At 75.7% G+C, this 21,593-nt stretch carries 18 protein-coding genes and 1 pseudogene; 11 read left to right on the top strand and 8 right to left on the bottom strand.

What is annotated here, in order from left to right; all coding sequences use genetic code 11:
- Positions 1–247 precede the first annotated feature (247 nt).
- Positions 248–1,423, top strand: a complete 1,176-nt coding sequence (locus ACZ4VA_RS26720) for a PP2C family protein-serine/threonine phosphatase (protein WP_389390228.1) — start codon at positions 248–250, stop codon at positions 1,421–1,423.
- On the opposite strand, the gene ACZ4VA_RS26715 is transcribed toward ACZ4VA_RS26720, so the two are convergent.
- Positions 1,395–3,134, bottom strand: a complete 1,740-nt coding sequence (locus ACZ4VA_RS26715; RefSeq protein WP_468082714.1) for a hypothetical protein — start codon at positions 3,132–3,134, stop codon at positions 1,395–1,397. The two genes, ACZ4VA_RS26720 and ACZ4VA_RS26715, sit on opposite strands and share 29 nt — an antisense overlap.
- Before the next feature lie 113 nt (positions 3,135–3,247).
- On the opposite strand from ACZ4VA_RS26715, the gene ACZ4VA_RS26710 reads away from it, so the two are divergent.
- Positions 3,248–4,750, top strand: a complete 1,503-nt coding sequence (locus tag ACZ4VA_RS26710; RefSeq protein ID WP_468082712.1) for a molybdopterin-dependent oxidoreductase — start codon at positions 3,248–3,250, stop codon at positions 4,748–4,750.
- Positions 4,751–5,069: 319 nt separating this feature from the next.
- Here the strand turns inward: ACZ4VA_RS26710 and ACZ4VA_RS26705 are convergent, their stop codons facing one another.
- Genes ACZ4VA_RS26705 through ACZ4VA_RS26695 form a run of 3 tightly spaced genes read right to left on the bottom strand, consistent with a single transcriptional unit; the run spans position 5,070 to position 7,242 of the window.
- Complete coding sequence (locus tag ACZ4VA_RS26705) at positions 5,070–5,861, bottom strand: class I SAM-dependent methyltransferase (RefSeq protein WP_468082710.1); 792 nt, start codon at positions 5,859–5,861, stop codon at positions 5,070–5,072.
- A complete protein-coding gene (locus tag ACZ4VA_RS26700; RefSeq protein ID WP_468082709.1) occupies positions 5,858–6,490 on the bottom strand; it encodes a TIGR04282 family arsenosugar biosynthesis glycosyltransferase in 633 nt (210 codons plus the stop codon). The genes ACZ4VA_RS26705 and ACZ4VA_RS26700 overlap by 4 nt, the downstream gene beginning before the upstream one ends.
- Positions 6,487–7,242 (bottom strand): glycosyltransferase family 2 protein, encoded by a 756-nt coding sequence (locus ACZ4VA_RS26695; protein ID WP_452923458.1) that lies wholly within the window; start codon positions 7,240–7,242, stop codon positions 6,487–6,489. Before ACZ4VA_RS26695 ends, ACZ4VA_RS26700 begins: the two co-directional genes overlap by 4 nt.
- 115 nt (positions 7,243–7,357) lie before the next feature.
- On the opposite strand from ACZ4VA_RS26695, the pseudogene ACZ4VA_RS26690 reads away from it, so the two are divergent.
- From ACZ4VA_RS26690 to ACZ4VA_RS26680, 3 genes and pseudogenes are all read left to right on the top strand, one after another.
- A pseudogene (locus ACZ4VA_RS26690) lies at positions 7,358–8,089 on the top strand (response regulator transcription factor); the annotation flags it as partial.
- 483 nt (positions 8,090–8,572) lie between these two features.
- Positions 8,573–9,712 (top strand): sensor histidine kinase, encoded by a 1,140-nt coding sequence (locus tag ACZ4VA_RS26685; protein ID WP_355794698.1) that lies wholly within the window; start codon positions 8,573–8,575, stop codon positions 9,710–9,712.
- Positions 9,713–9,887: 175 nt separating this feature from the next.
- Positions 9,888–10,964, top strand: a complete 1,077-nt coding sequence (locus ACZ4VA_RS26680; protein ID WP_356163744.1) for a serine/threonine-protein kinase — start codon at positions 9,888–9,890, stop codon at positions 10,962–10,964.
- Here the strand turns inward: ACZ4VA_RS26680 and ACZ4VA_RS26675 are convergent.
- From ACZ4VA_RS26675 to ACZ4VA_RS26665, 3 genes are all read right to left on the bottom strand, one after another.
- Entirely contained in the window at positions 10,954–11,955 is a 1,002-nt protein-coding gene (locus ACZ4VA_RS26675) for an NAD-dependent epimerase/dehydratase family protein (protein WP_356163745.1), read from the bottom strand. The genes ACZ4VA_RS26680 and ACZ4VA_RS26675 overlap by 11 nt on opposite strands.
- A gap of 90 nt (positions 11,956–12,045) precedes the next feature.
- Positions 12,046–13,293: an amidohydrolase gene (locus ACZ4VA_RS26670; protein ID WP_355791915.1), complete on the bottom strand. Its 1,248-nt coding sequence runs from the start codon at positions 13,291–13,293 to the stop codon at positions 12,046–12,048.
- Between the two features lie 76 nt (positions 13,294–13,369).
- On the bottom strand, positions 13,370–13,546 hold the full coding sequence (locus tag ACZ4VA_RS26665) for a hypothetical protein (RefSeq protein WP_355791918.1): 177 nt from the start codon (positions 13,544–13,546) through the stop codon (positions 13,370–13,372).
- A gap of 149 nt (positions 13,547–13,695) precedes the next feature.
- On the opposite strand from ACZ4VA_RS26665, the gene ACZ4VA_RS26660 reads away from it, so the two are divergent.
- Both ACZ4VA_RS26660 and ACZ4VA_RS26655 read left to right on the top strand, forming a co-directional pair.
- Complete coding sequence (locus tag ACZ4VA_RS26660; RefSeq protein ID WP_355791921.1) at positions 13,696–15,039, top strand: helix-turn-helix domain-containing protein; 1,344 nt, start codon at positions 13,696–13,698, stop codon at positions 15,037–15,039.
- Positions 15,040–15,423: 384 nt separating this feature from the next.
- Entirely contained in the window at positions 15,424–16,179 is a 756-nt protein-coding gene (locus ACZ4VA_RS26655; protein ID WP_389390117.1) for an ANTAR domain-containing protein, read from the top strand.
- Positions 16,180–16,203: 24 nt separating this feature from the next.
- On the opposite strand, the gene ACZ4VA_RS26650 is transcribed toward ACZ4VA_RS26655, so the two are convergent.
- Complete coding sequence (locus tag ACZ4VA_RS26650) at positions 16,204–17,001, bottom strand: hypothetical protein (RefSeq protein ID WP_356163747.1); 798 nt, start codon at positions 16,999–17,001, stop codon at positions 16,204–16,206.
- Between the two features lie 572 nt (positions 17,002–17,573).
- On the opposite strand from ACZ4VA_RS26650, the gene ACZ4VA_RS26645 reads away from it, so the two are divergent.
- From ACZ4VA_RS26645 to ACZ4VA_RS26630, 4 genes are all read left to right on the top strand, one after another.
- Positions 17,574–17,777, top strand: coding sequence for a cold-shock protein (locus ACZ4VA_RS26645; protein ID WP_010986199.1), 204 nt, complete (start codon positions 17,574–17,576; stop codon positions 17,775–17,777).
- 202 nt (positions 17,778–17,979) lie between these two features.
- Positions 17,980–18,258 carry an SCO5918 family protein gene (locus ACZ4VA_RS26640; RefSeq protein ID WP_355788460.1) on the top strand — a complete coding sequence of 93 codons (279 nt, stop codon included), beginning with the start codon at positions 17,980–17,982 and terminating at the stop codon, positions 18,256–18,258.
- Between the two features lie 669 nt (positions 18,259–18,927).
- Positions 18,928–19,848 carry an LAETG motif-containing sortase-dependent surface protein gene (locus ACZ4VA_RS26635; RefSeq protein ID WP_356238054.1) on the top strand — a complete coding sequence of 307 codons (921 nt, stop codon included), beginning with the start codon at positions 18,928–18,930 and terminating at the stop codon, positions 19,846–19,848.
- Positions 19,849–20,258: 410 nt separating this feature from the next.
- Positions 20,259–21,578, top strand: coding sequence for a hypothetical protein (locus ACZ4VA_RS26630; protein WP_468082772.1), 1,320 nt, complete (start codon positions 20,259–20,261; stop codon positions 21,576–21,578).
- Positions 21,579–21,593: the final 15 nt, after the last annotated feature.

The following is a 21,593-nucleotide window of genomic DNA, read 5'->3' as shown; positions in this document are numbered from 1 at the left end:
CGCACAGGGGCCTGGCAAGTCGGGATGCGGGGCTCCGCGCACCGTGTTTCGCTGGGCCTCATGAAGCTCGTACTCTGCGGCGCCGGGGACCACGCGCTCGCCCACGTCCGCGGACCGGAGCAGGACGCCCGCCCCCGTGCCCGGGTCCCGGTCGCCTGCTGACGGGGACGGTGCGGTCGGCGTGAACGGCCTGCGGCACACCTCGCGGCGCGGCCGGCGGCGCCGCGGCGACCTCGGTACGTGGTCCGTGCTCGACCGGCTGCCGCGCGCCGGACGGGAGGCGGACCCCGCCGCCCGCCAGCGGCTGCTGCGGATCCACGGCCGCAGCGTCGCCTGGGTCCCGCCGTTGGTCCTGCTGCTCGGCATCGCCGTCCTGGACTGGAACACCTCGGGCGAGTTCCGGATCATCTCGTGGATCGTGCTGGTGCCCGGGATCGCGGCGGCGATCTGCGGGGTGTGGGGCACCGCCGTCTTCGCCCTGCTGGCGGTGGTCGCCTACTTCATCGTGGACACGTCCTGGCCGCACCAGTACCAGACCGGGCTGCCCGACTTCATCCTCGTCGTCGCGGGCGGGGTCCTGGCGACGCTGGCCTGCGCGGTCCGGGTGCGCGGCGAGCGGCGCATGGTGCACATGCGGGACGTCGCGGAGACCACCCGGCGCGCGGTGCTGCGGCCGCTGCCCCCGGGCTGGGGCGGCCTCGACCACGCGGCCGTGTATCTGTCGGCGGACGTCGAGGCCCGGGTCGGCGGCGACTTCTACGACATCCAGCCGGGCCCCCAAGGCACCCGCGTCCTGCTCGGGGACGTCCAGGGCAAGGGGCTGGGCGCGGTGGAGACGGCCGCCGCGCTGCTCGGCACCTTCCGCGAATCGGCGTACCACGAGGCGGCCCTCAGCACCGTCGCCGAGCGGCTGGAGGTACGGATGCTGCGGCACGCCGGCTACTGCGTCGCCGTCGGCCGGTCCGACGGCGACCGGTTCGCCACCGGCGTCCTGGTCGGCTTCACCGAGGACGCGCCGGACGAGATCGAGGTCGTCAACTTCGGCCACGAACCACCGCTGGTGATCGGCCCCCGCGGGGTCCGGTCCCTCCCGCCGGGCGACGGGCTGCCGGTCGGGCTCGGCGAACTGGGCCCCGGGCTGCCGCCGGTGCTGCGCGTGCCGCTCGCCCCGGGGGAGACGCTGCTCCTCGTCACCGACGGGGTGACGGAGGCGCGGGACGCCGGCGGTGACTTCTTCCCGCTCTTCGACCGCGTCGCCGCCGCGCTGGCCGCCGACCCGCGCGCCGCCGAACCCCGGCGGCTGGTCCGGCTGGTGCGCGACGGCACGCTGCGGCACAGCGGCGGCCGGCTGGAGGACGACACGACGATCTTCGCGGTCCGCCGCCCGGCGACCGTCACCAGCCGGTCAGCAGCAGGTGGTTGAGCAGCAGCGCGAGGACGGTCTGCGCGGCGAGCCAGCCACGCGGACGCGTCAGCAGGGCGCCGGCGGCGGGCAGCCAGACGGCGAACGGCAGCCAGATCCGCTCGGTCTCCGCCTTGCTCATCCCGGAGAGGTCGGCGGCGAGGATCGCAAGCGCGGCGGCGAGCACCAGCAGCGCGAGCCGCTGCTCCCCCGAGAGCGGGCGCCCACCGAGAAGCCGACGCCACCCGGACCCGGGACCCTCGGACCCCGCGTCTTGGGACCCCGGGCTCTCGGACCCGCCTCCGGGACCGTGCGGGCCGGTCACCGGGCCGATCGCCAGGCCGGTCACCGGGTCGGTCACCGGGTCGGTCACCGGGGCGGTCGCCAGACCGGTCACGGGGCCGGGCGGCGACCCGTTCGCAGAGCTGGTCAGGGCCCCGGTCGGCAGGCCGGTCACCGGGCCGGTCACCGCGACGCCCGCCGGGCCGGTCGCGGTCCCGTTCGTCTGAGCGCCCGCCGGGCCGGTCGCGGTCCCGTTCGTCCGGGCGTCCGCCTGGCCGGTCGCGGACCCCCCGGCCGGAGCGTCCGCGTCCGCCGGGAGCGCCCCGGTCCGGCGGGTGAGGGAGCGGGCGGCCGTGCGGGCGAGGGGAGCGGCCGTCGCCGTGGACCGGCGCAGTCCCGCCACGGCCGCCGGTCCCACCACGAGCACCGTGCACGCGAGATTGGCCCACACCCAGTAGCCGTACGGCCGGATGCCGCCCGCCCCCTCGTAGTAGCGCTCGACCAGCAGCCGGTACGCCTCCCACCAGTCGAAGCCCAGCAGCGCGAACACCAGCGGCACGACGGCGGCGCCCGCGAGCAGGAACGGCAGGACGCGCCGCCGCCGCCGGCCGAGCAGCAGCACCGTGCCGGCGACCAGCGCGATCAGCATCAGCCCGTACGAGAGGTAGCCGGTGAGGCCGAAGAGGAGGCCGGAGCCGAGCGCCGCCGTCCTCGGCCGCCGTCCCGTGACCGCGAGCGCCAGCAGGGCCACCGCCCAGGCCGCGACCGCCGCGAAGTAGCCGTCCGCGGAGGTGCCCGCCCACACGGCCGCCGGGGCCGACACGAGGAACGGCGCCGCCCGCCTGGCCAGGTCCTCCCCGGCCAGGGCGCGCACGGTGACCAGCACCGCCACGGCCGCCGTCGCCCCGACCACGATGCACCAGACCCCGGCCCACGCCCCGCCCCCGAGACCGATCCGGTCCAGCAGGACGAACGTGAGGGTCGCCGCCGGGGGATGCCCCGCGACGTGCGGCGGCCAGTGGTCGGGGGAGTGCAGCAGGATGTGCCCGGTGAACTCCCGCAGGGCGCGCGGGATGTCGTCGAAGCGGTCGATGACCTGGAGGTACTCGTACGCGGTCGTCAGCCGCCGGGCGATGCCGCGCTGCCAGCCGTCGACGAGCGCGAGCGAGAACGTCCACGCCGTCACCGTGGCCCACGCGGCACCCAGCAGCGCCCGCCACGGCAGCCGGGCGGCCAGCCTCGGCCCGTACGCCACGACGGCGGCGGCCACCACGAGCGCGGCGGGGGTGCCGGGACCCATATGGGGTTCCCAGTACGCGTACAGGGGCGGCCAGCCGACGTGCAGCGTGCCGTCGTCCCGCTCGATCGCGGTTCCCACCAGGACGGCGGCGACGACGAGCAGCGCCGCCACCAGGACGGCGGCCAGGTCACGGAGGAGGTCTCGGGTCACATCGGCACGCTAGGCGGCGGCGGCCCGCACCGGGTGACTGCGCGCGCCGACGTCAGCGTTTCGTCATCGGTCCTGAGCCCTTTCGGAGGGGGGTGCCGTCCTACGGTCGGGACATGCGCGACCCACAGCTCCCCGCATCCCGCGTCCTTCGTCCGCTGTCCCGCCGCTCCCCCGCCTCGCCCACGTCCCCCGCCTTCTGGCGCAGCCCCCTGCGCGGGCCCTGGTTCACCTCGGTGCTCGGTGTCGTCCTGCTCGTCGGGATCACGGTGCTGTTCGTGACGGGCCTGCTGTCCTACGCGGCCTACAACCCGGGCCTGGACCCGGTGAACGACAAGACCCCGGACAAGGGCCTGCTCGGCTTCTACCTCTTCTCCTGGCCGACGGACCCGGTGTGGCTGTACCGCCTCACCCAGGGCGTGCACGTCACGCTCGGCCTGGTGCTGATCCCCGTACTCCTGGCGAAGCTGTGGTCGGTGGTGCCGAAGCTGTTCGCGCTGCCGCCCGCCCGGTCGCTCGCGCACGGGCTGGAGCGGATCTCGCTGCTCCTGCTGGTCGGCGGCGGCCTGTTCGAGTTCATCACCGGCGTCCTGAACGTCCAGCTCGACTACGTCTTCCCGGGCTCCTTCTACCCCCTGCACTTCTACGGCGCGTGGGTGTTCTTCGCCGCGTTCCTGACGCACGCGGTGCTGCGGGTGCCCACGGCCCTGCGCAACCTCCGCCACCTGCGGACGGAACCCCGGCCGGCACCCGCCGGACCGGACTCCGGGCAGAGTCCCGCGGACGCGGGTGGACCGGCGTCCGCAGGCCGCCCCGCGTCCGCCGAGCGGCCTGCGTCCGCCGAGCGGCCTGCGTCCGCCGAGCGGCCTGCGTCCGCTGAGCGGCCCGCGTCGGCCGGCCGCCCCGCGTCCGCCGAGCGGCCCGCGTCCGTCGGCCGCCCCGCGTTCCCGGACGTCGCGGCGTCCGCCGAGGGGCTGGTGTCGCCGGACCCCGCCCCGCCCACCGTCTCCCGGCGCGGGGCCCTCGGGCTGGTCGGCGGCGGCTCGCTGCTGCTGTTCGTCACGACGGCGGGCCGCAGCTTCGACGGGCCGCTGCGGGAGACCGCCGTGCTCGCCCCGCACGGCGGCCCCGAACCGGGCTCCGGGGCCGCCGCGTTCCAGGTCAACAAGACGGCCGCGGGGGTGGGCATCGACCCCGCCGAGACCAGTGAGGAGGCGTGGCGGCTCGTCGTCACGGGCCGCACCGGGACCGTCCGGCTGAGCCGCGCCGCACTCCTGCGGCTCCCGCAGCACGGCGCCGCCCTGCCCATCGCCTGCGTGGAGGGCTGGTCGACGTCCGACCAGTGGTGGCGGGGCGTACGGCTGCGGGAACTGGCCGCGCTGGTCGGCCACCCGGACGGCGCGGACGTGCTCGTCGAGTCCCTCCAGCGGCACGGCGCGTTCCGCAGGGCGGCCCTGCGCGCCAACCAGGTCGCCGACCCGCGTTCCCTGCTCGCCCTGCACGTCAACGGCGAGCCCTTGACCCCCGACCACGGCCACCCCGCGCGCGTCATCGTCCCCGCGGCGCCCGGCGTGCACAACACCAAATGGGTGGCCCGCATGACGTTCGGAGACCTGTGATGCCCGCCCGACCGCGCATTCCCCTCGGCAGCCCGCTGCAACTCCTGCTGCTCGGCTGCTCGTTCGCCCTCGCCGCCTACGCCGGGGTACGGCTGCTCGCCGACGACTGGGTGGGCGTGGCCCTGTGGATCGTGGGCGCCGCGCTGCTGCACGACCTGGTGCTGCTGCCGCTGTACGTGGCGGCGGACCGGGCCGTCGGCGGGGCGCTCGGCACGGCCGGCCGCCGGGAGTGGCGGAACTTCGTCCGCGTCCCGGCGGCGCTGTCGGGGCTGCTCCTGCTGGTCTGGTTCCCGCTGATCAGCGGGCAGGTGGCGGACCGTTACACGTCGGCCACGAGCCTGTCGGGCGACGGGTTCCTGGCCCGGTGGCTGTTGATCACCGCGGTGCTGTTCGCGGGCTCGGCGGCGCTGCTCGCCCTGCGGGTGTCGAGGGCGTCGCGGCGGCGCAGCGCGACGAAGGAGCGCCCGCCCGCGGCCCACTGAGCCTCGGCGCGGAAACCGGCCCGGCGGGCGTGCCGCAGCAGCGCCGGGGCGCCGAGCCGGGCCCAGGGGAAGGGGGTACCGGCGGCGCCCCGGCCGTCGGAGACCCGTACGTGCACCCGCTCGTCCACGTCCACCGGGGCGCTCTCGGCGATCAGCAGGCCGCCGGGGGCCAGGAGCCGGGAGATCCGGCGCAGCAAAGTGCGGGGTTCGCCGCCGATGCCGACGTTCCCGTCGATGAGGAGCGCGGTGTCCCAGCGGCCCTCGCCCGGCAGCGGGTCGAACACGGACCTCAGCAGGGCCTGTCCGCCGAGCCGCAGCGTGTGGGCGACGGCCGCCTCACTGACGTCGACGCCGAGGGCCGGCCGGCCGCGGGACGCGAGCGCCGCGACGAGCCGGCCGGGGCCGCAGCCGACGTCGAGGACGGCGCCCTCGCACCGCCGCAGCACCTCCAGGTCCACCGCGTCGGCGTCCGCGCACCACCGCTCCACCTCCAGGGGCAGCAGCCAACCGTCGTTGCGGCGCAGGTACAGGGGTCCGCGGCCGGCGCGCAGCGCGTCGGCGTACGGGTCGGCACACCAGGCGGGTGCGGCGCTCTCGGCGGGCGCGGCGCTCTCGGTGGGTGCGCTCATCGTCCGGCGACCGCCGTCAGCCGGGTCAGTTCCGCCGCGAACCGTCCGTCCGGCGCCGCCCCGGCGACCCGCGCGGCGTCGGGCGCGGTGTCGACGTCCCGCAGCACGGGCAGGTCCCGTACGCGCAGGCCGGCCGCGGTCAGCCGCCCCCGCTGCACGGCACCGGTGGCCGCCGTCGACATCGGGACCCCGCGCAGCAGGTCCGGATCGGGTTCGGCCAGGCCCAGGGCCCAGAAGCCGCCGTCCGCGGCCGGCCCGAAGAAGGCGTCGCCCTCCCGCCAGTCGACGCTCAGGAGCGCGGGCGTCACCTGCGGGGTGTCCATGCCGATCAGGAGGGCGGGGCCGGCGCAGCCCGCGAACGCGGCGGCGAGGCGTTCGTCGAGGCCGCCCGCGCACTGCGGTACGACGTCGAAGCCGGGCGGCAGCCAGCGTCCCGGTGTCCCGTCCAGCACCAGGACGCGGCGCCGGGCCGGGGCGGCCAGCACCGCGTCGAGGGTGTCCGCGAGCGCGGCCTCGGCGAGCGCCGCCGCCTCCTGCGGCGTGAACGGCGGGGTGAGCCGGGTCTTCACCCGCCCCGGGCGCGGCTCCTTGGCGATGACGAGGAGGGTGGTGGCGTGGGCGGTGCTCACTGGGCGGTGCCTCCTGGGGAGAGGGGGACGGGCGCGGTGGCGGGCGCGGCCAGGACCCGGCTCATGTCGCGGACCGCCTGCCAGGTGCCGCGCCAGGTGCCGGTCACCTTGGAGGCACCGCTGCGCGGCAGGTACGGGACGTCGTGCTCGGTGACGTGCCAGCCGGCGTCGGCGGCGCGGACGACCATCTCCAGGGGGTAGCCGCTGCGCCGGTCGGTGATCCCGAGGGCGAGCAGCGGGGCACGGCGGGCGGCCCGCAGCGGGCCGAGGTCGTGCAGGCGCAGGCCGGTCCGGCGGCGGAGCATCCGGGACAGCGCGAGATTGCCCGCGCGGGCGTGGGCGGGCCAGGCGCCGCGGCCTTGCGGGCGCCGCCTGCCCAGCACCAGGTCCGCGCCTCCTTCGCGCACCTCGCGGACGAAGGGCGCGAGCAGCGAGGGGTCGAGCGAGGCGTCGCAGTCGCAGAAGCACACGATGTCCGCCGTGGCCGCGGTCAGTCCCGCGTGGCAGGCGGCGCCGAAGCCGCGGCGTTCCTCGTGGACGACGGTCGCGCCGAGAGCGCGGGCGAGGTCCGCCGAGCCGTCCGTGGAGCCGTTGTCCACGACCAGCGCGCGCCAGCCGGGCGGGATGCGGTCGAGGACCCAGGGGAGGGCCTCGGCCTCGTTCAGGCAGGGCAGGACCACGTCGACGGATGCCGTGTCCGTGGCCGGGGCCGATTCCGGTTCCGATGCGGGAGAGGTCGTCACGGGTTTCACCCTACGAACACAAAGGGGACAAAGCGGACTCGGGCTCCTTACGAAACACGGACGTCAGGGGGATCGGACCGCCGCGGGGGCGCCACGGGGACCGGGGCGGTGCGAGGCTGGCGGCATGGAGCAGCAGCCGTACCAGTCACCGGAGATCAGGGGTGCCCGGCGCGACCGGGAGGCCGCCGGGGGCGCCCGCGTGCTCGTCGTGGACGACGACCCCACCGTGGCCGAGATCGTCTCCGGCTATCTGGACCGCGCGGGTTACGTCGTGGACCGCGCCGGTGACGGGACCGAGGCACTCGCCCGGGCGGCCGCCCACTGGCCCGACCTCGTCGTCCTGGACCTGATGCTGCCGGGGATGGACGGCCTGGAGGTGTGCCGGCGGATGCGGGCGCGGGGGCCGGTGCCGGTCATCATGCTCACCGCGCGCGGGGACGAGGACGACCGGATCCTCGGCCTGGAGGTGGGCGCCGACGACTACGTCACCAAGCCCTTCAGCCCGCGCGAGCTGGTGCTGCGCGTGGAGTCCGTACTGCGCCGCACCGGACCCGCCGCCGGGGCCCGCCCGCTCCGCGCGGGCGGCCTGACCGTCGACCCCGGTGCTCGTCAGGCCACCAAGGACGGTGTCGAACTCGCCCTGACGGTAAGGGAGTTCGACCTGCTCGCGTTCCTCCTGCGCCATGCCGGACGGGCCTTCGGGCGCGAGGAGCTGATGCGCGAGGTCTGGGGCTGGGACTTCGGCGACCTGTCGACCGTCACGGTCCACGTCCGCCGGCTGCGCGGCAAGGTCGAGGACGACCCCGCGAGGCCCCGGCTGATCCACACGGTGTGGGGCGTCGGCTACCGCTTCGAGGGCCCCGCCGCCGTACCCATGCCCGCCCCGGACCGCGCGCCCGCCGTAGAGGACCCAGCGCCGGGACCGACCGGGGCGCCTGCCGGAGAGGACCCCGGGCCAGATCCGGACGGGGCGTCTGCTGAAGGGGACCCCGCGCCGGAGCCGGACGGGGTGCCCCCGTATGCGGGCACCCTCCAGAGCCCCACCCCGGCCTCCCCTGCCGTACCCGGCCCCACCCCGGCTTCCTCCGCCGCATCGGGCCACGCCCCGAACCCACCCGCCCCCGGCTCGCCTTGGCCTCCCGACCCCGCACCCGGGACGACGGCCACCTCCGATCCCACTGCCCCCGCACCCCCCACCCTCGCGCTGCCCGAGCCCGCCTCGCCGCCCGGGCCCGCCGCCCCCGAGACGTCCTCGGCGCCCGACCCCGACCTGTCCCCACCCCCCGCCTCCACCCCCGGCGGGGTCCTCCCGCACGTGCCCACGCAGGAGCCGTAGCCCATGCGCGACATGCTGCTCATAGCCCTCTTCGCCTTTCTCGGGGCCGCCGCGGCCGGGCTGTTCGGGGCGTTCGTGCTCTGGCTGATCCGGCGGCGCTCGCTCACCGCCTCCCTCGCCGTGGTGGCCGCCGTCGCCGTGACCGCGATGCTCGCGGGCACCCTCGCCGTCGCGTGGGCGATGTTCCTGTCCCCGCACGACCTGACCGTGGTGACGACCGTGGTGGCGATGGCCGCCGTGGTCTCGCTGGCCACCGCGCTGCTGCTCGGCCGCTGGGTCGTCGGCCGCAGCCGCGCCCTGACCCTCGCCGCCCGCTCCTTCGGCGACGGCGGCGCCTTCGCCGCCCCCGCGGGTCCGGCCACCGCCGAACTGGCGGCGCTGAGCCGGGAGTTGCAGGCCACGAGCGCCAAGCTGGCCGAGTCCCGCGACCGCGAGCGCGCCCTGGAGACCTCCCGCCGCGAGCTGGTCGCCTGGATCTCCCACGACCTGCGCACCCCGCTCGCCGGGCTGCGCGCGATGTCGGAGGCGCTGGAGGACGGGGTCGCCGCCGACCCCGCCCGCTACCTGCGCCAGATCCGCACGGAGGTCGAGCGCCTGAACGGCATGGTCGGCGACCTCTTCGAACTCTCCCGCATCCACGCCGGTTCCCTCGCCCTCTCCCCGTCCCGGATCTCCCTGTACGACCTCGTCGGCGACGCCCTCGCCGGGGCGGACCCGCTGGCCCGCGAGCACGGCGTACGCCTGGTCGGGGACCGGGTCGAACCGCTGCCCGTGGAGGTGGACGGCAAGGAGATGAGCCGTGTACTCGGCAACCTCCTCGTCAACGCGATCCGCCGCACCCCCGCCGACGGGACCGTCGCGGTGGCGGCGGAACGCTCGCCGGAGGGCGTCGTGCTGTCCGTCACCGACGGCTGCGGCGGCATCCCCGAGGAGGACCTGCCGCGCGTCTTCGACACCGGCTGGCGCGGCACCCACGCCCGGACGCCCCCGGCCGGCGCCGGCCTCGGACTCGCCATCGTGCGCGGCATCGTGGAGGCCCACCAGGGCCGCGCCGCCGTACGCAACGTCTCCGGCGGCTGCCGCTTCGAGGTGACGCTCCCCACCCTGCCGACGACGTTCCCCGGCACGGAGGTGCGGGCCTAGGGGCCGTAGACCGGCCCCTTCCCCGGTACGCCGACGGTGTGAACGCCGGGGACGGGCGCCGGGCGCAACCGCCCGGCAGGCGCCGGGTGTTCGCACGTACGGCCCCCGCGAGGTCCCCCGTTTGCACGCGCAGCGGTTACGGTGCTGCCGTAGGTGATCGATGGGGGAGGGAACGATGCCCGGAACCGTGCTGCTGCTCGCGGCCTCGCCGGTGGGCAGGGGATGCCTGGTGGACGCGGCCTCCGTGCTCCCCGTCCTCGCCGCCGTGGCACCCGCCGTGCTGTCCGGCGCCGAGACGGCGAACGTGGTCGAGCTCGCCGACCCGCTGGACCCCCAGGCCGTCCTCACCCGCCTGCGCGCCGCCGCGACGTCCGCCGGACCGCTGACCGTGTACCTCACCGGCCAGCTCCAGCTCGACCGCAGGCAACGGCTGCCGCACCTCGCGCTGGCGCGCACCACCCCGGCCACGGTCCGCTACACGGCGTTCCCCTGGCACTGGGTCCGCGAGGAGCTGCGGCTGCGCCCGCCGGGCACCACCACGCTCTTCGCCGACCTGCACGCGGACGCGGAGGCCTGGCAGGCGCTGGCGTCCCAGCCGCTCACGGCCGGCCCGGGCGTGAGCCTCTACGGGCGGATCGCGCCGCCCCCGCCCCGCCGTACGGTGGCGGCACCGGCGTACATGAGGTCCCTGGCCACGATCCTGCGCAGCGGCCACCGGCCGGTGCCGGAGCAGCTGCACCAACTGGCCCTGACGCGGGCGCTCGCGGACGGCGACGCGCCCGGGGTCGTGCTGTCGGCGGAGGGCAGGGTGCCGGTGGCGCCCGACCCGCACGCGGCGATCACCGCCGCCGTGCAGGCCGGCCGGCACGCGGAGGCCGCCGCGCTGGCCGAGCAGTGGGAGCGGACGGCCGTACGCGCCCACGGCCCCGCCTCCGAGCAGGCGCTGCACTGGATGGAGGTCCGGGCCGACCTCGCGATGTTCGCGGGCGATCCCGTCCACAGCTGCCGGGCCTGGCTCGCGGTCGCCACCGTACGGCTCGGCGCCGGGCAGTCCCCGGACGCGCCCGCCGTGGAATCGGCCGCCGACCGCGCCCACCACCAGTGGGGCCGCATCGAGGACGCGGGCCGGGCCCGCGAACTGGCCCCCGCCCTGGCCGAGCTGCGCCGCCGCGTCCCGGGCCGCCGCGAGGGCGCGCTGCTCCACATCCAGCGCCGCCTCGACGGACTCCGGTCCGCGCAGCTCACCGGCTGACGGACTCCGGGGCCGCGCCCGCGAACTCCCGCATGCCGTCCTCGAAGGCCACCTCCGGCTTCCAGCCCAGGTCGGCCCGGAGCCGGGCGGAGTCCGCCGTGATGTGGCGGACGTCGCCCAGCCGGTACTCGCCGGTGACCACCGGCCGCGGGCCGCCGTGGGCGGCGGCGAGGGCGTGCGCCAGCTCGCCGACGGTGTGCGGGTCCCCGCTCCCCGTGTTGTACGCGGTGAACGTGCCGTCGGCCGGACCGGCCTCCAGCGCCAGCACGTTGGCCGCCGCCACGTCCCGCACGTGCACGAAGTCCCGGCGCTGCCCGCCGTCCTCGAAGACCCGCGGGGACTCGCCCCGGGCCAGCGCGGAGCGGAAGAACGCCGCGACGCCCGCGTACGGGGTGTCGCGGGGCATGCCGGGCCCGTAGACGTTGTGGTAGCGCAGCGACACCGCCCCGCCCCCGGTGCTCCTGGCCCAGGCGGCGGCCAGGTGCTCCTGCGCCAGCTTGGTCGTCGCGTAGACGTTGCGCGGGTCGGCCGGGGCGTCCTCCGCGACCAGTCCCGGGACCAGGTCGTCGCCGCACACCGGGCAGGCGGGCTCGAAGCGGCCGGCGGCGAGGTCGGCCTCGGCGCGGGGGCCCGGGCGCACGACGCCGTGGCGCCCGCAGGCGTACCGGCCCTCCCCGTAGACCACCATCGAGCCGGCCAGCACCAGCCGCCGCACCCCCGCCTCGGCCATCGCCGTCAGCAGCACCGCCGTGCCGAGGTCGTTGCGCGAGACGTACTCGGCGGCGTCGGAAAAACCGTTGCCGAGCCCGACCAGCGCCGCCTGGTGGCACACCGCGTCCACCCCGGGCAGGGCCTCCGCCACCGACGCCGGGTCGCGTACGTCCCGGCCCTCCCGCACGTCGTAGACGACCGCCTCGTGGCCCCGCGCGCGCAGTGCCGTGACGATCTCCGACCCGATGAACCCGGCTCCGCCGGTGACCAGTACCCGCATGCCGCCCACGCTAGGGGCGCGGCCGCGCCGCGTCGCGGACCGCGCGCCGCACGTCACCACTCCGTAAGACCGGGGCGTACGGGCGCGGCGTCAGTGGACGAGGTACGCCAGCGCCCCGGACACCAGCGTCCGCACCCCCGGCACGACGGTCGACAGGTCCGGTGCGAAGTGCGGGCTGTGATTGCCGGGGACCGCGGCGAACTTCTCCATCAGGTCGGTGCCCGGGGCCGCGTCCCAGACGTCGGCGGGCGTGCTCGTCACGAACCAGTAGGAGTAGGGGAGCCGCCCGCCCTCGTGCTCCGCGAGCCGCGCGAAGTCCTCGCTGCCCATCGCGGGCCCGGGGTCGAGGATCGTCCCGGCGCCGAACACCCTGCCGTGCACGGCGGCGACGCGGTGGTCGGTCTCGGGGTCGTTCACCGTGACCGGGAAGGTGTTGCCGACGGTGACGTCCGGCTCGCGCGGGCAGCCGGCGCTCGCGCACTCACCGGCCGCGATCCGGCGGATGGCGGCGATCATCCGGTCGCGGACCTCGTCGGACTGCGTACGGATGTTGAGTTCGACGCGGGCCTCGGCCGGGATGATGTTGTGCCGGGTGCCCGCCTCGATGCGGCCCACCGTGAGGACGGCCGGCTCGCGGGCGGCGATCTCCCGGCTGACGACGGTCTGCAGCCGCGTCACCAGGTAGGCGGCCGTCACCACCGGGTCCACCGTCGACTCGGGCCGCGAGCCGTGCCCGCCGCGCCCGTGGACGACGATGTCGATGTCCGTCGAGGCCGACATGATCAGGCCCGGGGAGTGGGCGTAGAGCCCGACGGGGCCGGGTGCCGCGTGCTGGCCGAGCAGCACGTCGGGCCGCGGGAAGCGCTCGTACAGACCGTCCCCGACCATCAGCGCGGCGCCCTCGCCGGTCTCCTCGGCGGGCTGGCCGACGACCAGGAGGGTGCCCGACCAGGTGTCGCGGCCCGCCGCCAGCGCCTCGGCCGCGCCGGTCAGCCAGGTCACGTGCAGGTCGTGTCCGCAGGCGTGCATGACGCCGTCGCGCTCGGAGGCGTAGGGCAGTCCGGTCTCCTCGGTGACCGGGAGCGCGTCCATGTCGGCGCGCAGCAGGACGGTGGGCCCCTCGCCGTTGCGCAGCAGCGCGGCGACTCCGGTGCCGCCGACGCCCTCGGCCGTCTCGTAGCCGGCCGCGCGGAGCCGGCCGGCGAGGGCCGCCGCCGTGCGGTGCTCGCGAAGCGACAGTTCGGGGTGGCGGTGCAGGTCCCGGTAGAGGTCCTCCAGGGCGGGGACCGGGAGGTCGGCGGTGAGGTCCAGCGCGGTGCGTGCGGCGGCAGAGGTCACGGCGTCAGCGTAGGCGCCGGGCGGCGGGTGCGGCAGGCGTGTGACGGGTGTCCTCGCCGGGCCGCGGGCCCTTCGCTCAGGGCAGCCGCGGATCGGCCCCGCGGGCGGTGTCCGGAGCGTGGACGGTGTGCGGGGCCGCGGGGAGCCCGTCCGCCCTGGCGGGACCGGCGTTCGCGGCCGTGACCAGCGCGGCCACGGCGACCACCGCGGCACCGAGGCCGCGCAGATGGCGGGCGGAAAGGCGTCGGAGCACGGCGACCTCGCAACAGCGGCGTGTTAAGCACGTTTAATGCGCCGCTTAACGTAGAGCCACCCATGGGCCAAGGGCAAGACGCACAGGGGGAGTTAAACGAAAGTCAAAAGGCGTTCGGATGTAACTCCCCTTAATGGCATGCTTAATTCATGGCGGAGCGCGACGACCCGGGGATCATCGGGCGCAGGGTGCAGCAGCTGCGGACGGAACGCGGTCTGACACAGAAGCAGTTGGCGGAACCGGCGTACACGCCGGCCTACATCTCCACCCTGGAGGCCGGCCGCGTCCGCGCCTCCGAACCGGCGCTGCGGCACATCGCCGAGCGGCTCGGCGTGGCCTACGACGAGCTGGCGACCGGCCGGCCCGCCCACCTCGCCACCGGCCTGCGGCTGCGGCTGACGGACGCGCAGCGGACCCTCGCCACCGGAGAGGCCGAGGTGGCCGCCGAGCAGTACGGCGCGCTGCTCGCCGACGCCGAGGCGCACGGGCTCGTCGCCGAACAGGCCGCCGCCCTGCTGGGCCTCGGCGAATGCGCCCTGGAGACAGGGGACCTGGAGACCGCCCGCACCCGCTTCGAGCAGTCGGAGCAGCGGCTCGGGGACGCCCCGCTGCCGCTGCGCGTCCCCGCCCTGCGCGGCCGGGCCGTCTCCCACTACCTCGCGGGCGAACTGCGTTACGCCTGCTACCTGTTCGAGTCCTCGCTCGACGAACTGAACCGCACCGGCCTGCACGACCCCGACGCGCTCCTGCTCCTCTACACGGGCGTCATCGCGCCCTACATGGACATGGGCGCGCACGCCCGCGCCGCCCAGGCCGCCGAGTTCGCGCTCGCCCTGGCACCCCAGGTCGGCGACCCCGCGCTGGTCGCCCGCATGCACCGCTCCGTCGCCCGCACCCTGCTCGCCGAGGGCCGCACCGCCGAGGCCGACGCGTCCCTCGCCAAGGCCGCCGAGCTCTACCGCCAGCTCCAGATCCGTACCGAACTCGCCAACTGCCACTGGATGCGCGGCTACCTGTACGCGCAGAACGGCGAACTGGAGCGCGCCGAGGCCGAGTTGCGGGAGGCCCAGACCATGCTCACCGCCAAACGCGCCGCCCTCTACACCAGCCAGGTCAACGTCGAGCTGGCCGACGTCCTGCACCGGCGCGGGAAGTCCGAGGAGGCTGCGGCGCTGCTGCGCGAGGTGCTGGGCGACCTCAGCTCCGAGCGCGGCGCCGTGCACTCGGCGGGCGCCCACCGCCTCCTCGGCATCATCGCCGAGGACGCCCGCGACACGGACGCGGCCGAGGAGCACTACGTCCGCGCCATGAGCCTGCTGGAACGCGCCGGGGCCGCGGGCGACCTCGCCGACCTGTGCCGCCTCCTCGGCGACCTGCTGCGCCGCACCGGCCGCGTGGAGGCCGCGCTCGACGCCTACCGCACGGGCCTCGGCCACCGCACGGCCCCCGGCACCACCACCCTCGGCCCAGCCCCGGCCCAGCCCCCGCTCTGACGGGTCGGGGTTGGCCCCCGCACCTGCCCGCCGCACCGGAGGATTCCCGAGCCCGGTCGCGAGCCGTCCGCTTGGATCCGCCGCCGTGGGTACTCGGACGCGAACACGCACTCCGCCGGACACGGCTGGTCGACGGGCGAGGCGCGGAAGGAGGCGGTGGCCGTGCGGTCGAGGAAGGGCGGTTGCGGCTCGTCGGGCTCCGGTGACGACTCTCCGGACGCCCGTGAGCCGAACGGCGACGACGGCACACACGACAACGGGGTGGACCCCGGAACCGCAGGACGGACGGCGGCGGGAGCGGACCCCGGTGCCGGGGGCGGCGACGGTTCGCCGCCACCCGGGCCCCGGGGGCGGCCCGGTCCGGACATCGCGCCGGAGTGCCGCGTGGACGAGGCCCCGGAGTTCCGGGACGCCTCCGCCGACGGGGCGGCCGACGCCGACTTCGAGGTCGCCGTGGCGATCGCGGACGCCGTCTGGGACGTACCGCCCGAGGAACTGCCCGGGCGGCTGTGCGCGGCGGCCGTCGAACTGCTGCCGGTCAGCGGGGCCAGCATGTCGCTGCGCAGCGACGGACTGCCCGTGCGGCTGGGCGCGAGCGACGCGACCGCCGCCCGGATCGCGGACGTCCAGGGCACGCTGGGCGAGGGCCCCTGCCTGGACGCCGCCGCGGCCGGAACCGCCGTCATCGCCTGTGACCTGACGCGGGGCGCCGACGCGGGCCGCTGGCCCGTCTTCGCCGAGGAGGCCACCGGCGCCGGTGTGCGGGCGGTGTACTCGCTGCCGCTGGGCGACGCGCGGGTGTGCGTCGGCACGCTGGACCTCTACCGGGACTCCCCCGGCGAACCGACCCGGCGCGAGCTGAGCACCGGACGGCTGGTGGCCGGGGTCGTGACGGTCGCCCTGATGTCCCTGCCGCGCGGGGAGTGGACGGGGATGCGCGGCGACGACTCGTGGCTGAGCCGGCTGACCTCGGACCACGACGAGATCCACCAGGCCATCGGCATGATCATGGCCCAGCTCGGCATCGGCCCGGAGGACGCGCTGGCCCGGCTGCGCGCGTACGCCTTCGCGGACGGCCGTACGGCGGGCGTGGCGGCCCGCGAGGTGCTCGCGCACCGCAAGCGGTTCCACCGCGAGTAGCAGGCGGGCGTCACCGCCCCCGGGTCACCGCCGCCTGGTCGACGGCGCCCCGGCGGCCCGGTCGGCCAGGACGGCCTTCAGCCGCTGCGTACCGCGTTCGGCGGCCCGCGCGGTGGACTCCTCGTCGGTGCCGTACAGCCCGCCGTCGGTGAGGACGAAGGCGCTGTCGCCGACGCGGACGGCGACGATGTCGAGGGTGAGGGTGGCGGGGATCTGCTCGACGTCCCCGCTCACGGTCATCCGCAGCCCCTGCCGCGCGTCCCCGAGCCCGGGCAGCGGCGACTCCACGAGCTGCACCGCCCGCTCCACCCCCTGTCCGTCCGTCGCCGTGAACTCGCCGCACCGCGCGGGCAGACCCCGCAGCCACTCCATGGAGGCGTCCAGCCGGGAACGGTCGTACGCGGCGACCACATGGCGCAGCTGGGCCCCGTTCTCGGTGTCGTCGAAGCCGACCACGGCCCGTCCGCCGGATGGCTCTCCCAGCAGCGCGTCCTCGTACAGCCCGTCGAGCAGCCGCCGGCAGTCCGCGTCCTGCGCCGTGCCCTTCAGCAGGGCGTCGTGCCAGGTGGCGGCCCCCTCGGTGGGCGCCCACCGGGAGCCGAGGTCGTCGAGGGCGAGCCGCGCGTGCGCGGCCTGCGCGTCGCTGAGCGCTGCGGCGGCCGCGGGCGCCGCCTGCCGCCGCTCGCCCGACGCCCTCGTGTCACCCGCGCCCGCGTACGTACCGGCGCCCCGGCCCGGGCCGCCGCCGGCCGAGCAGGCCGCGCTCGTCAGCAGCGCGCCCGCTGCCAGGGCCGTGGCGAGAACGCGGGGCAGACGGTGCATGGCGGTACCTCCAGCGGTGCGGGGCGACGCGTCCGGGCCTTCGGGCCGGGCAGGGGAGTGTCCGCGCCCCGGTCCCGGGTGCCGCGGGTGATCACTCGTGCCCGTCTGCCTCAAGGCACCATTCCTCGTACGCGTCCACCACCGCGCCGGACCGTACGGGTGACGTACGAGTGACGTGGGTGACACCGCGGGCGCCCGTCCGGTGTCCGTCGGCCCCCGGCGCGCGGGAGGCCGCTCGGTCTTGGGGGGACTGGAAAGGCCGCTGAGCCCTCCAACGAGCCCCGACGGATATCTGTCGTGGCGGAAGCAGAAATCGCCGGGATGCGCCGACAGGTTTTGTTATTTCTTCGGAAGGGGTGGCATAGTGGCCCGCCCTCTCCGGCAGCTGCCGTGCTACTGTCGATTTCAGTTGCAGTTGTGGTTCCCAAAGTCTTGGAGCGCACCACCCGGTCAGTACTGGGCGGTTCGCTTCTGAATTTCCGGTGTTTTTCTCCGGACGGGGCAATCATCGCGGCGACCGCGGGTCCGCACAGTGCGGGCCTTCGAGCACTGCTCCCGTAAGGAGATATGACATGGCTACTGGTACCGTGAAGTGGTTCAACGCTGAAAAGGGCTTCGGCTTCATCGAGCAGGACGGCGGCGGCGCTGACGTCTTCGCCCACTACTCGAACATCGCCACCCAGGGCTTCCGTGAGCTCCAGGAAGGCCAGAAGGTGACCTTCGACGTCACGCAGGGCCAGAAGGGCCCGCAGGCCGAGAACATCGTCCCCGCCTAGTCCTGGGACACGGCTGACGCCTGACCCACGGGTTGGCTGACGCGTTACAGGTGGCCGGGGCCCGCACCACGGGGTGCGGGCCCCGGCCACCTGCTTTTTCGTTTTCCGGGCATTTTCGAGTACGGCTTTCCGCGCTTTCTGCGCCGCGCAAGGCCCTGTTCCTCGTCCGGATCAGCACTGAATTTCGCCCCGCGGAGGCACCATGCGTTGTGTGATCGCCCGTTTCCCGTTCGACCTCATCAAGAGCGAGGTGGAGCACTCGATGTCGGGTGTCCGGCCGGAACCCGTCACCGGTGGATCCGTGACCGTCGGCTCGCACACGTACCCCATCAAGCAGGTCGGCGAAGTGATCACCAAGCAGGACCGCCGTGACTTCACGGAGTCCGAGGTCGCCCGCGCGCTCACGCGGCTCGGCTTCACCTGCCGTCCCGCCGCCGCTCCGGCCGCCCCCGCGGCGCCGAGCTGGACCGAGACGGCGTAACCCCGAGCGGTACTTCCCCGGCCGGTCCGGCCGGGACGGACGCGGCGGTCGCAGCAACACGCGACCGGCCGCGTCGACTGCTTTCCGGCCCCCTTCACGCACGGCCTTCCGCCGTGCGTTCCCCTTTTCCCGGACCCGGACCCGGACCCGCCGTCCGTGCCCACTCTCGGACCGGCTCCGCCGTGCGTGACCCCCTCTTGGGCCGGCTCCGCCGTTGCGTCACTCCTCTCGGACCGGCTCTCCCGTGTGTCTTCCGGGCCCGGTCCGACCCAGCTCTCCGCGGCCCTGTCTGCGCTGCGGTGAAGTCCCCGCCAACCGGCGTCAGTTGGCTGCGACCCGGTTCACATGCGGGCGTGGGCAGTCCAGTTGTCCGTTCCTTCGTGACCTGGATCGTCGTGCCCTCACGGCGGTGACCTCGGCGCATCTCACGCGGTCGCCGGAATATCCGGTTCCCTGTGTGGCCGTCATGTGACGACCCGTGAAGTATGTGCGCGTTCAACAAGGTTGACAGTGCTCACGCGTTGGCCGACGATGTGGTCGCACCGTGGCACATGTGACCAATGAGCCCGGTGTTTCTTCGACCCTTGATCCCCGGTGCGGCCGGCCCCCGGCTGCTTTGTGCTGCCCGCTGCCGTCGCCCGGGTCTCGCAACCTCACGATGGGATCCGCATGTCCATAGCGAGACGTGTCACGATGCGCTGCCTGCTGGGGACGGGCGCGGCGGTCGTCGCCCTCTCCGCCGTCACGACCAGCGCGTACGCCACCGACACACCGGGCGGCGACGGCTGGGACGGGGCCGGCCGCGGATACACGTCCGGACAGGGGCCGGGCACGGTGACGGAGACGGATCGCTGCCAGTTCTCCCTGGACGGCAAGGAGTTCGCCGACTCCGTCCGCGTCGACGACCTGAACCTCCGGCCCACCGAGGACGGCAAGGTGCACATCAAGGTGCGGGCCGCCGAGGACGCCGCGACGTGCACGGCGTCGCTCGCCGCCTACCGGACGCACGGCGCGACCTTCAAGACCTCCGGTGTCCAGGTCTTCCACGACTTCGACACCGTGACCGTGAAGCGCGGCGAGACGGACTCGCTGGACATCTCGGTGCCGGACGCGGGCTGCTTCGCGCAGGTCGACCTGTACCGGGGCAAGGTCAAGTTCGACGGCCGGACCGACGCGAACGACGGCTTCGAGCACGGTGACGTGCCGCAGGGCCCGGACCGCCCGGTCATCAAGGACAAGCTGATCGCCGCGTGGAACGGCGGCACGAAGGACTGCACGTCCGAGACGCCCGGCACGCCGGAGACGACCCCGCCGGCGTCCACGCCCCCGGCGTCGACCGCGCCCGCCTCGACCCCGCCCGCGTCCGCCACCCCGTCGGCCTCGAAGCCGGAGTCCACGCCGTCCGACGCGGAGTCCACCACGCCCGCGGCGCCCACGCCCGCCGGAGGCGAGTCCACTCCGGAGGGCGACCTCGCCGAGACCGGCGGCGGCAACACCCTCCCGATCGCGGGCGGCGCCGCCGCTCTGCTCGCCGCCGGTGCGGCCATCGCCGTGGCGACCCGCCGCCGTACGGCCAAGTCCCGCTCCTGACCGACCCCGTCCCCACCGAAGGGCCCGGCGCTCCCGCTCACAGGGTGCCGGGCCCTTCCCCGTCCCCGGGCGCGGGCGGCCCGCCCGCCGCCGTGCGGACGGCCCTCCGGAACCGGTGGCGACCGGCCCACCTACGGGCGGTGCGGATAGATACGGGGTAATTTGTCCGGTAATTTCCGTGACGGGTACGGGCGGACAGGGCTCGTACGCACCCGTGCGGTCCGTCGTGCTCACGGGGGTGGTGGAGGGTGGACGAGGCCAGGGCCGTGGGCGTCCGGACCGTCGGTGCCGAGGGGCGGGCGCCCTCACCGGGGCCGCGCGCCACGGCGCCGCCCGAGACCGGCCGCTCCTGGCCCGCCCTCGTCGCGTGCGCCTTCACCCTCGCCCAGCTGCTCCTCGTGGACCCCCGCATGGGCCTCGGCTGGGACGAGGTGGTGTACGTCAGCCAGGTCAGCGCGCACAGGCCGGCGGCGTTCTTCAGCGCGCCGCGCGCCCGCGGGGTGTCCCTGCTGGTGGCGCCGGTCGCCTCCTGGTCGTCGTCCACCGGGCTGCTGCGGACGTATCTGGCGCTGCTGTCGGGGCTCGGCCTGTTCCTGGCGCTGCGGGCCTGGCGCGGACTGTTCCCGCCGCGCACCCTCACGCTCGCGGGGGCCCTGTTCGCGACGCTGTGGGTGACCCTGTTCTACGGACCCCAGGCCATGCCCAACTACTGGGTCGCCGTCGGCGCGCTGGCGGCGGTCGGCCTGTTCCTGCGGGCCCGCGCGGACCGCCGCGACCGCCGCTTGCTGTGGGGCTTCGGCGTGAGCGTCGCGCTGATGGCGTGGATGCGGCCCACCGACGCCGTGTGGACGGTCCTGCCCCTGCTGGCCGTCGCCGTGCGCGCGCGGCGGTGGGGCCTGCTGGCGGCGCCGGCCGCCGGGCTCGTCGCGGGCGCCGCCGAGTGGGTCGTCGAGGCCTACGCGGGCTTCGGCGGCCTGGGCGAACGCCTGGCCGAGGCCGCCCGCATCCAGGGCGGCCTGGGCTGGAACATCGCCGTCCTGGACCAGTTGCGCAGCATGGACGGACGCGCCCTGTGCCGCCCGTGCGGCGGGCCGCTGCCGAGCACGGCGGTCCTGCTGTGGTGGTTCGCGCTGCCGCTGCTCGCCGCGCTCGGCGCGGCGGTCGCCGTGCGGACCCGGCGCCCGGCACGCACGCTGCTGCCGCTCGCCTGCGCCGCGACCGCCGGCATTCCCTACCTCCTGATGATCGGGTACGCCGCGCCGCGCTTCCTGCTCCCCGTCTACGCCCTGCTCGCGATCCCCGTCGCCGACGCGCTGGCCTTCCTCCTCACCGCCCCGGCCCGGGCCTGGCGCCCGGTGACCGTGACGCTGGTGTCGCTCGGACTCGCCGCTCATCTCGCCGTGCAGTACGCGGTGCTGGAGCGCGCCGTGGACCGTACGACCGCCGCACACCGGGACTGGGCCCGCACGGCCGCCGCGCTGCACCGCGTCGGCGTACGGCCGCCCTGCCTGCTCACCGGCGAAGAGGCCATCCCCATCGCCTTCTACGCCGGCTGCTCCTCCGCCAACGTCACCGGCCACAACGCGAACATCACGCGGGAGGGCGTCGAGCGGGCCACGCGGCGGATGCCGGTCGCCGCGCTGTCGGAGCCCGGCGGCCGGCCCCCGCCCTACGCCCGCACCTGGCGGCCGCGGCCCGTCGCCGGGATGTACGCCTTCGTCGCCCCCTGAGCCGCGGCCCCCTGA

It is taken from the genome of Streptomyces sp. NPDC028308 (genome assembly GCF_055565855.1).
The sequence above is the reverse complement of the archived record's forward strand: the minus strand, read 5'-3'. Positions and strand labels throughout refer to the sequence as shown.

Excerpts from the sequence above, each read along its gene's own strand:
- ACZ4VA_RS26710 (WP_468082712.1), top strand. The coding sequence starts at position 3,248 with ATGCGCGACCCACAGCTCCCCGCATCCCGCGTCCTTCGTCCGCTGTCC.
- ACZ4VA_RS26705 (WP_468082710.1), bottom strand. The coding sequence starts at position 5,861 with ATGAGCGCACCCACCGAGAGCGCCGCGCCCGCCGAGAGCGCCGCACCC.
- ACZ4VA_RS26685 (WP_355794698.1), top strand. The coding sequence starts at position 8,573 with ATGCGCGACATGCTGCTCATAGCCCTCTTCGCCTTTCTCGGGGCCGCC.
- ACZ4VA_RS26680 (WP_356163744.1), top strand. The coding sequence starts at position 9,888 with ATGCCCGGAACCGTGCTGCTGCTCGCGGCCTCGCCGGTGGGCAGGGGA.
- ACZ4VA_RS26675 (WP_356163745.1), bottom strand. The coding sequence starts at position 11,955 with ATGCGGGTACTGGTCACCGGCGGAGCCGGGTTCATCGGGTCGGAGATC.
- ACZ4VA_RS26660 (WP_355791921.1), top strand. The coding sequence starts at position 13,696 with ATGGCGGAGCGCGACGACCCGGGGATCATCGGGCGCAGGGTGCAGCAG.
- ACZ4VA_RS26650 (WP_356163747.1), bottom strand. The coding sequence starts at position 17,001 with ATGCACCGTCTGCCCCGCGTTCTCGCCACGGCCCTGGCAGCGGGCGCG.
- ACZ4VA_RS26645 (WP_010986199.1), top strand. The coding sequence starts at position 17,574 with ATGGCTACTGGTACCGTGAAGTGGTTCAACGCTGAAAAGGGCTTCGGC.
- ACZ4VA_RS26640 (WP_355788460.1), top strand. The coding sequence starts at position 17,980 with ATGCGTTGTGTGATCGCCCGTTTCCCGTTCGACCTCATCAAGAGCGAG.
- ACZ4VA_RS26635 (WP_356238054.1), top strand. The coding sequence starts at position 18,928 with ATGTCCATAGCGAGACGTGTCACGATGCGCTGCCTGCTGGGGACGGGC.
- ACZ4VA_RS26630 (WP_468082772.1), top strand. The coding sequence starts at position 20,259 with ATGGGCCTCGGCTGGGACGAGGTGGTGTACGTCAGCCAGGTCAGCGCG.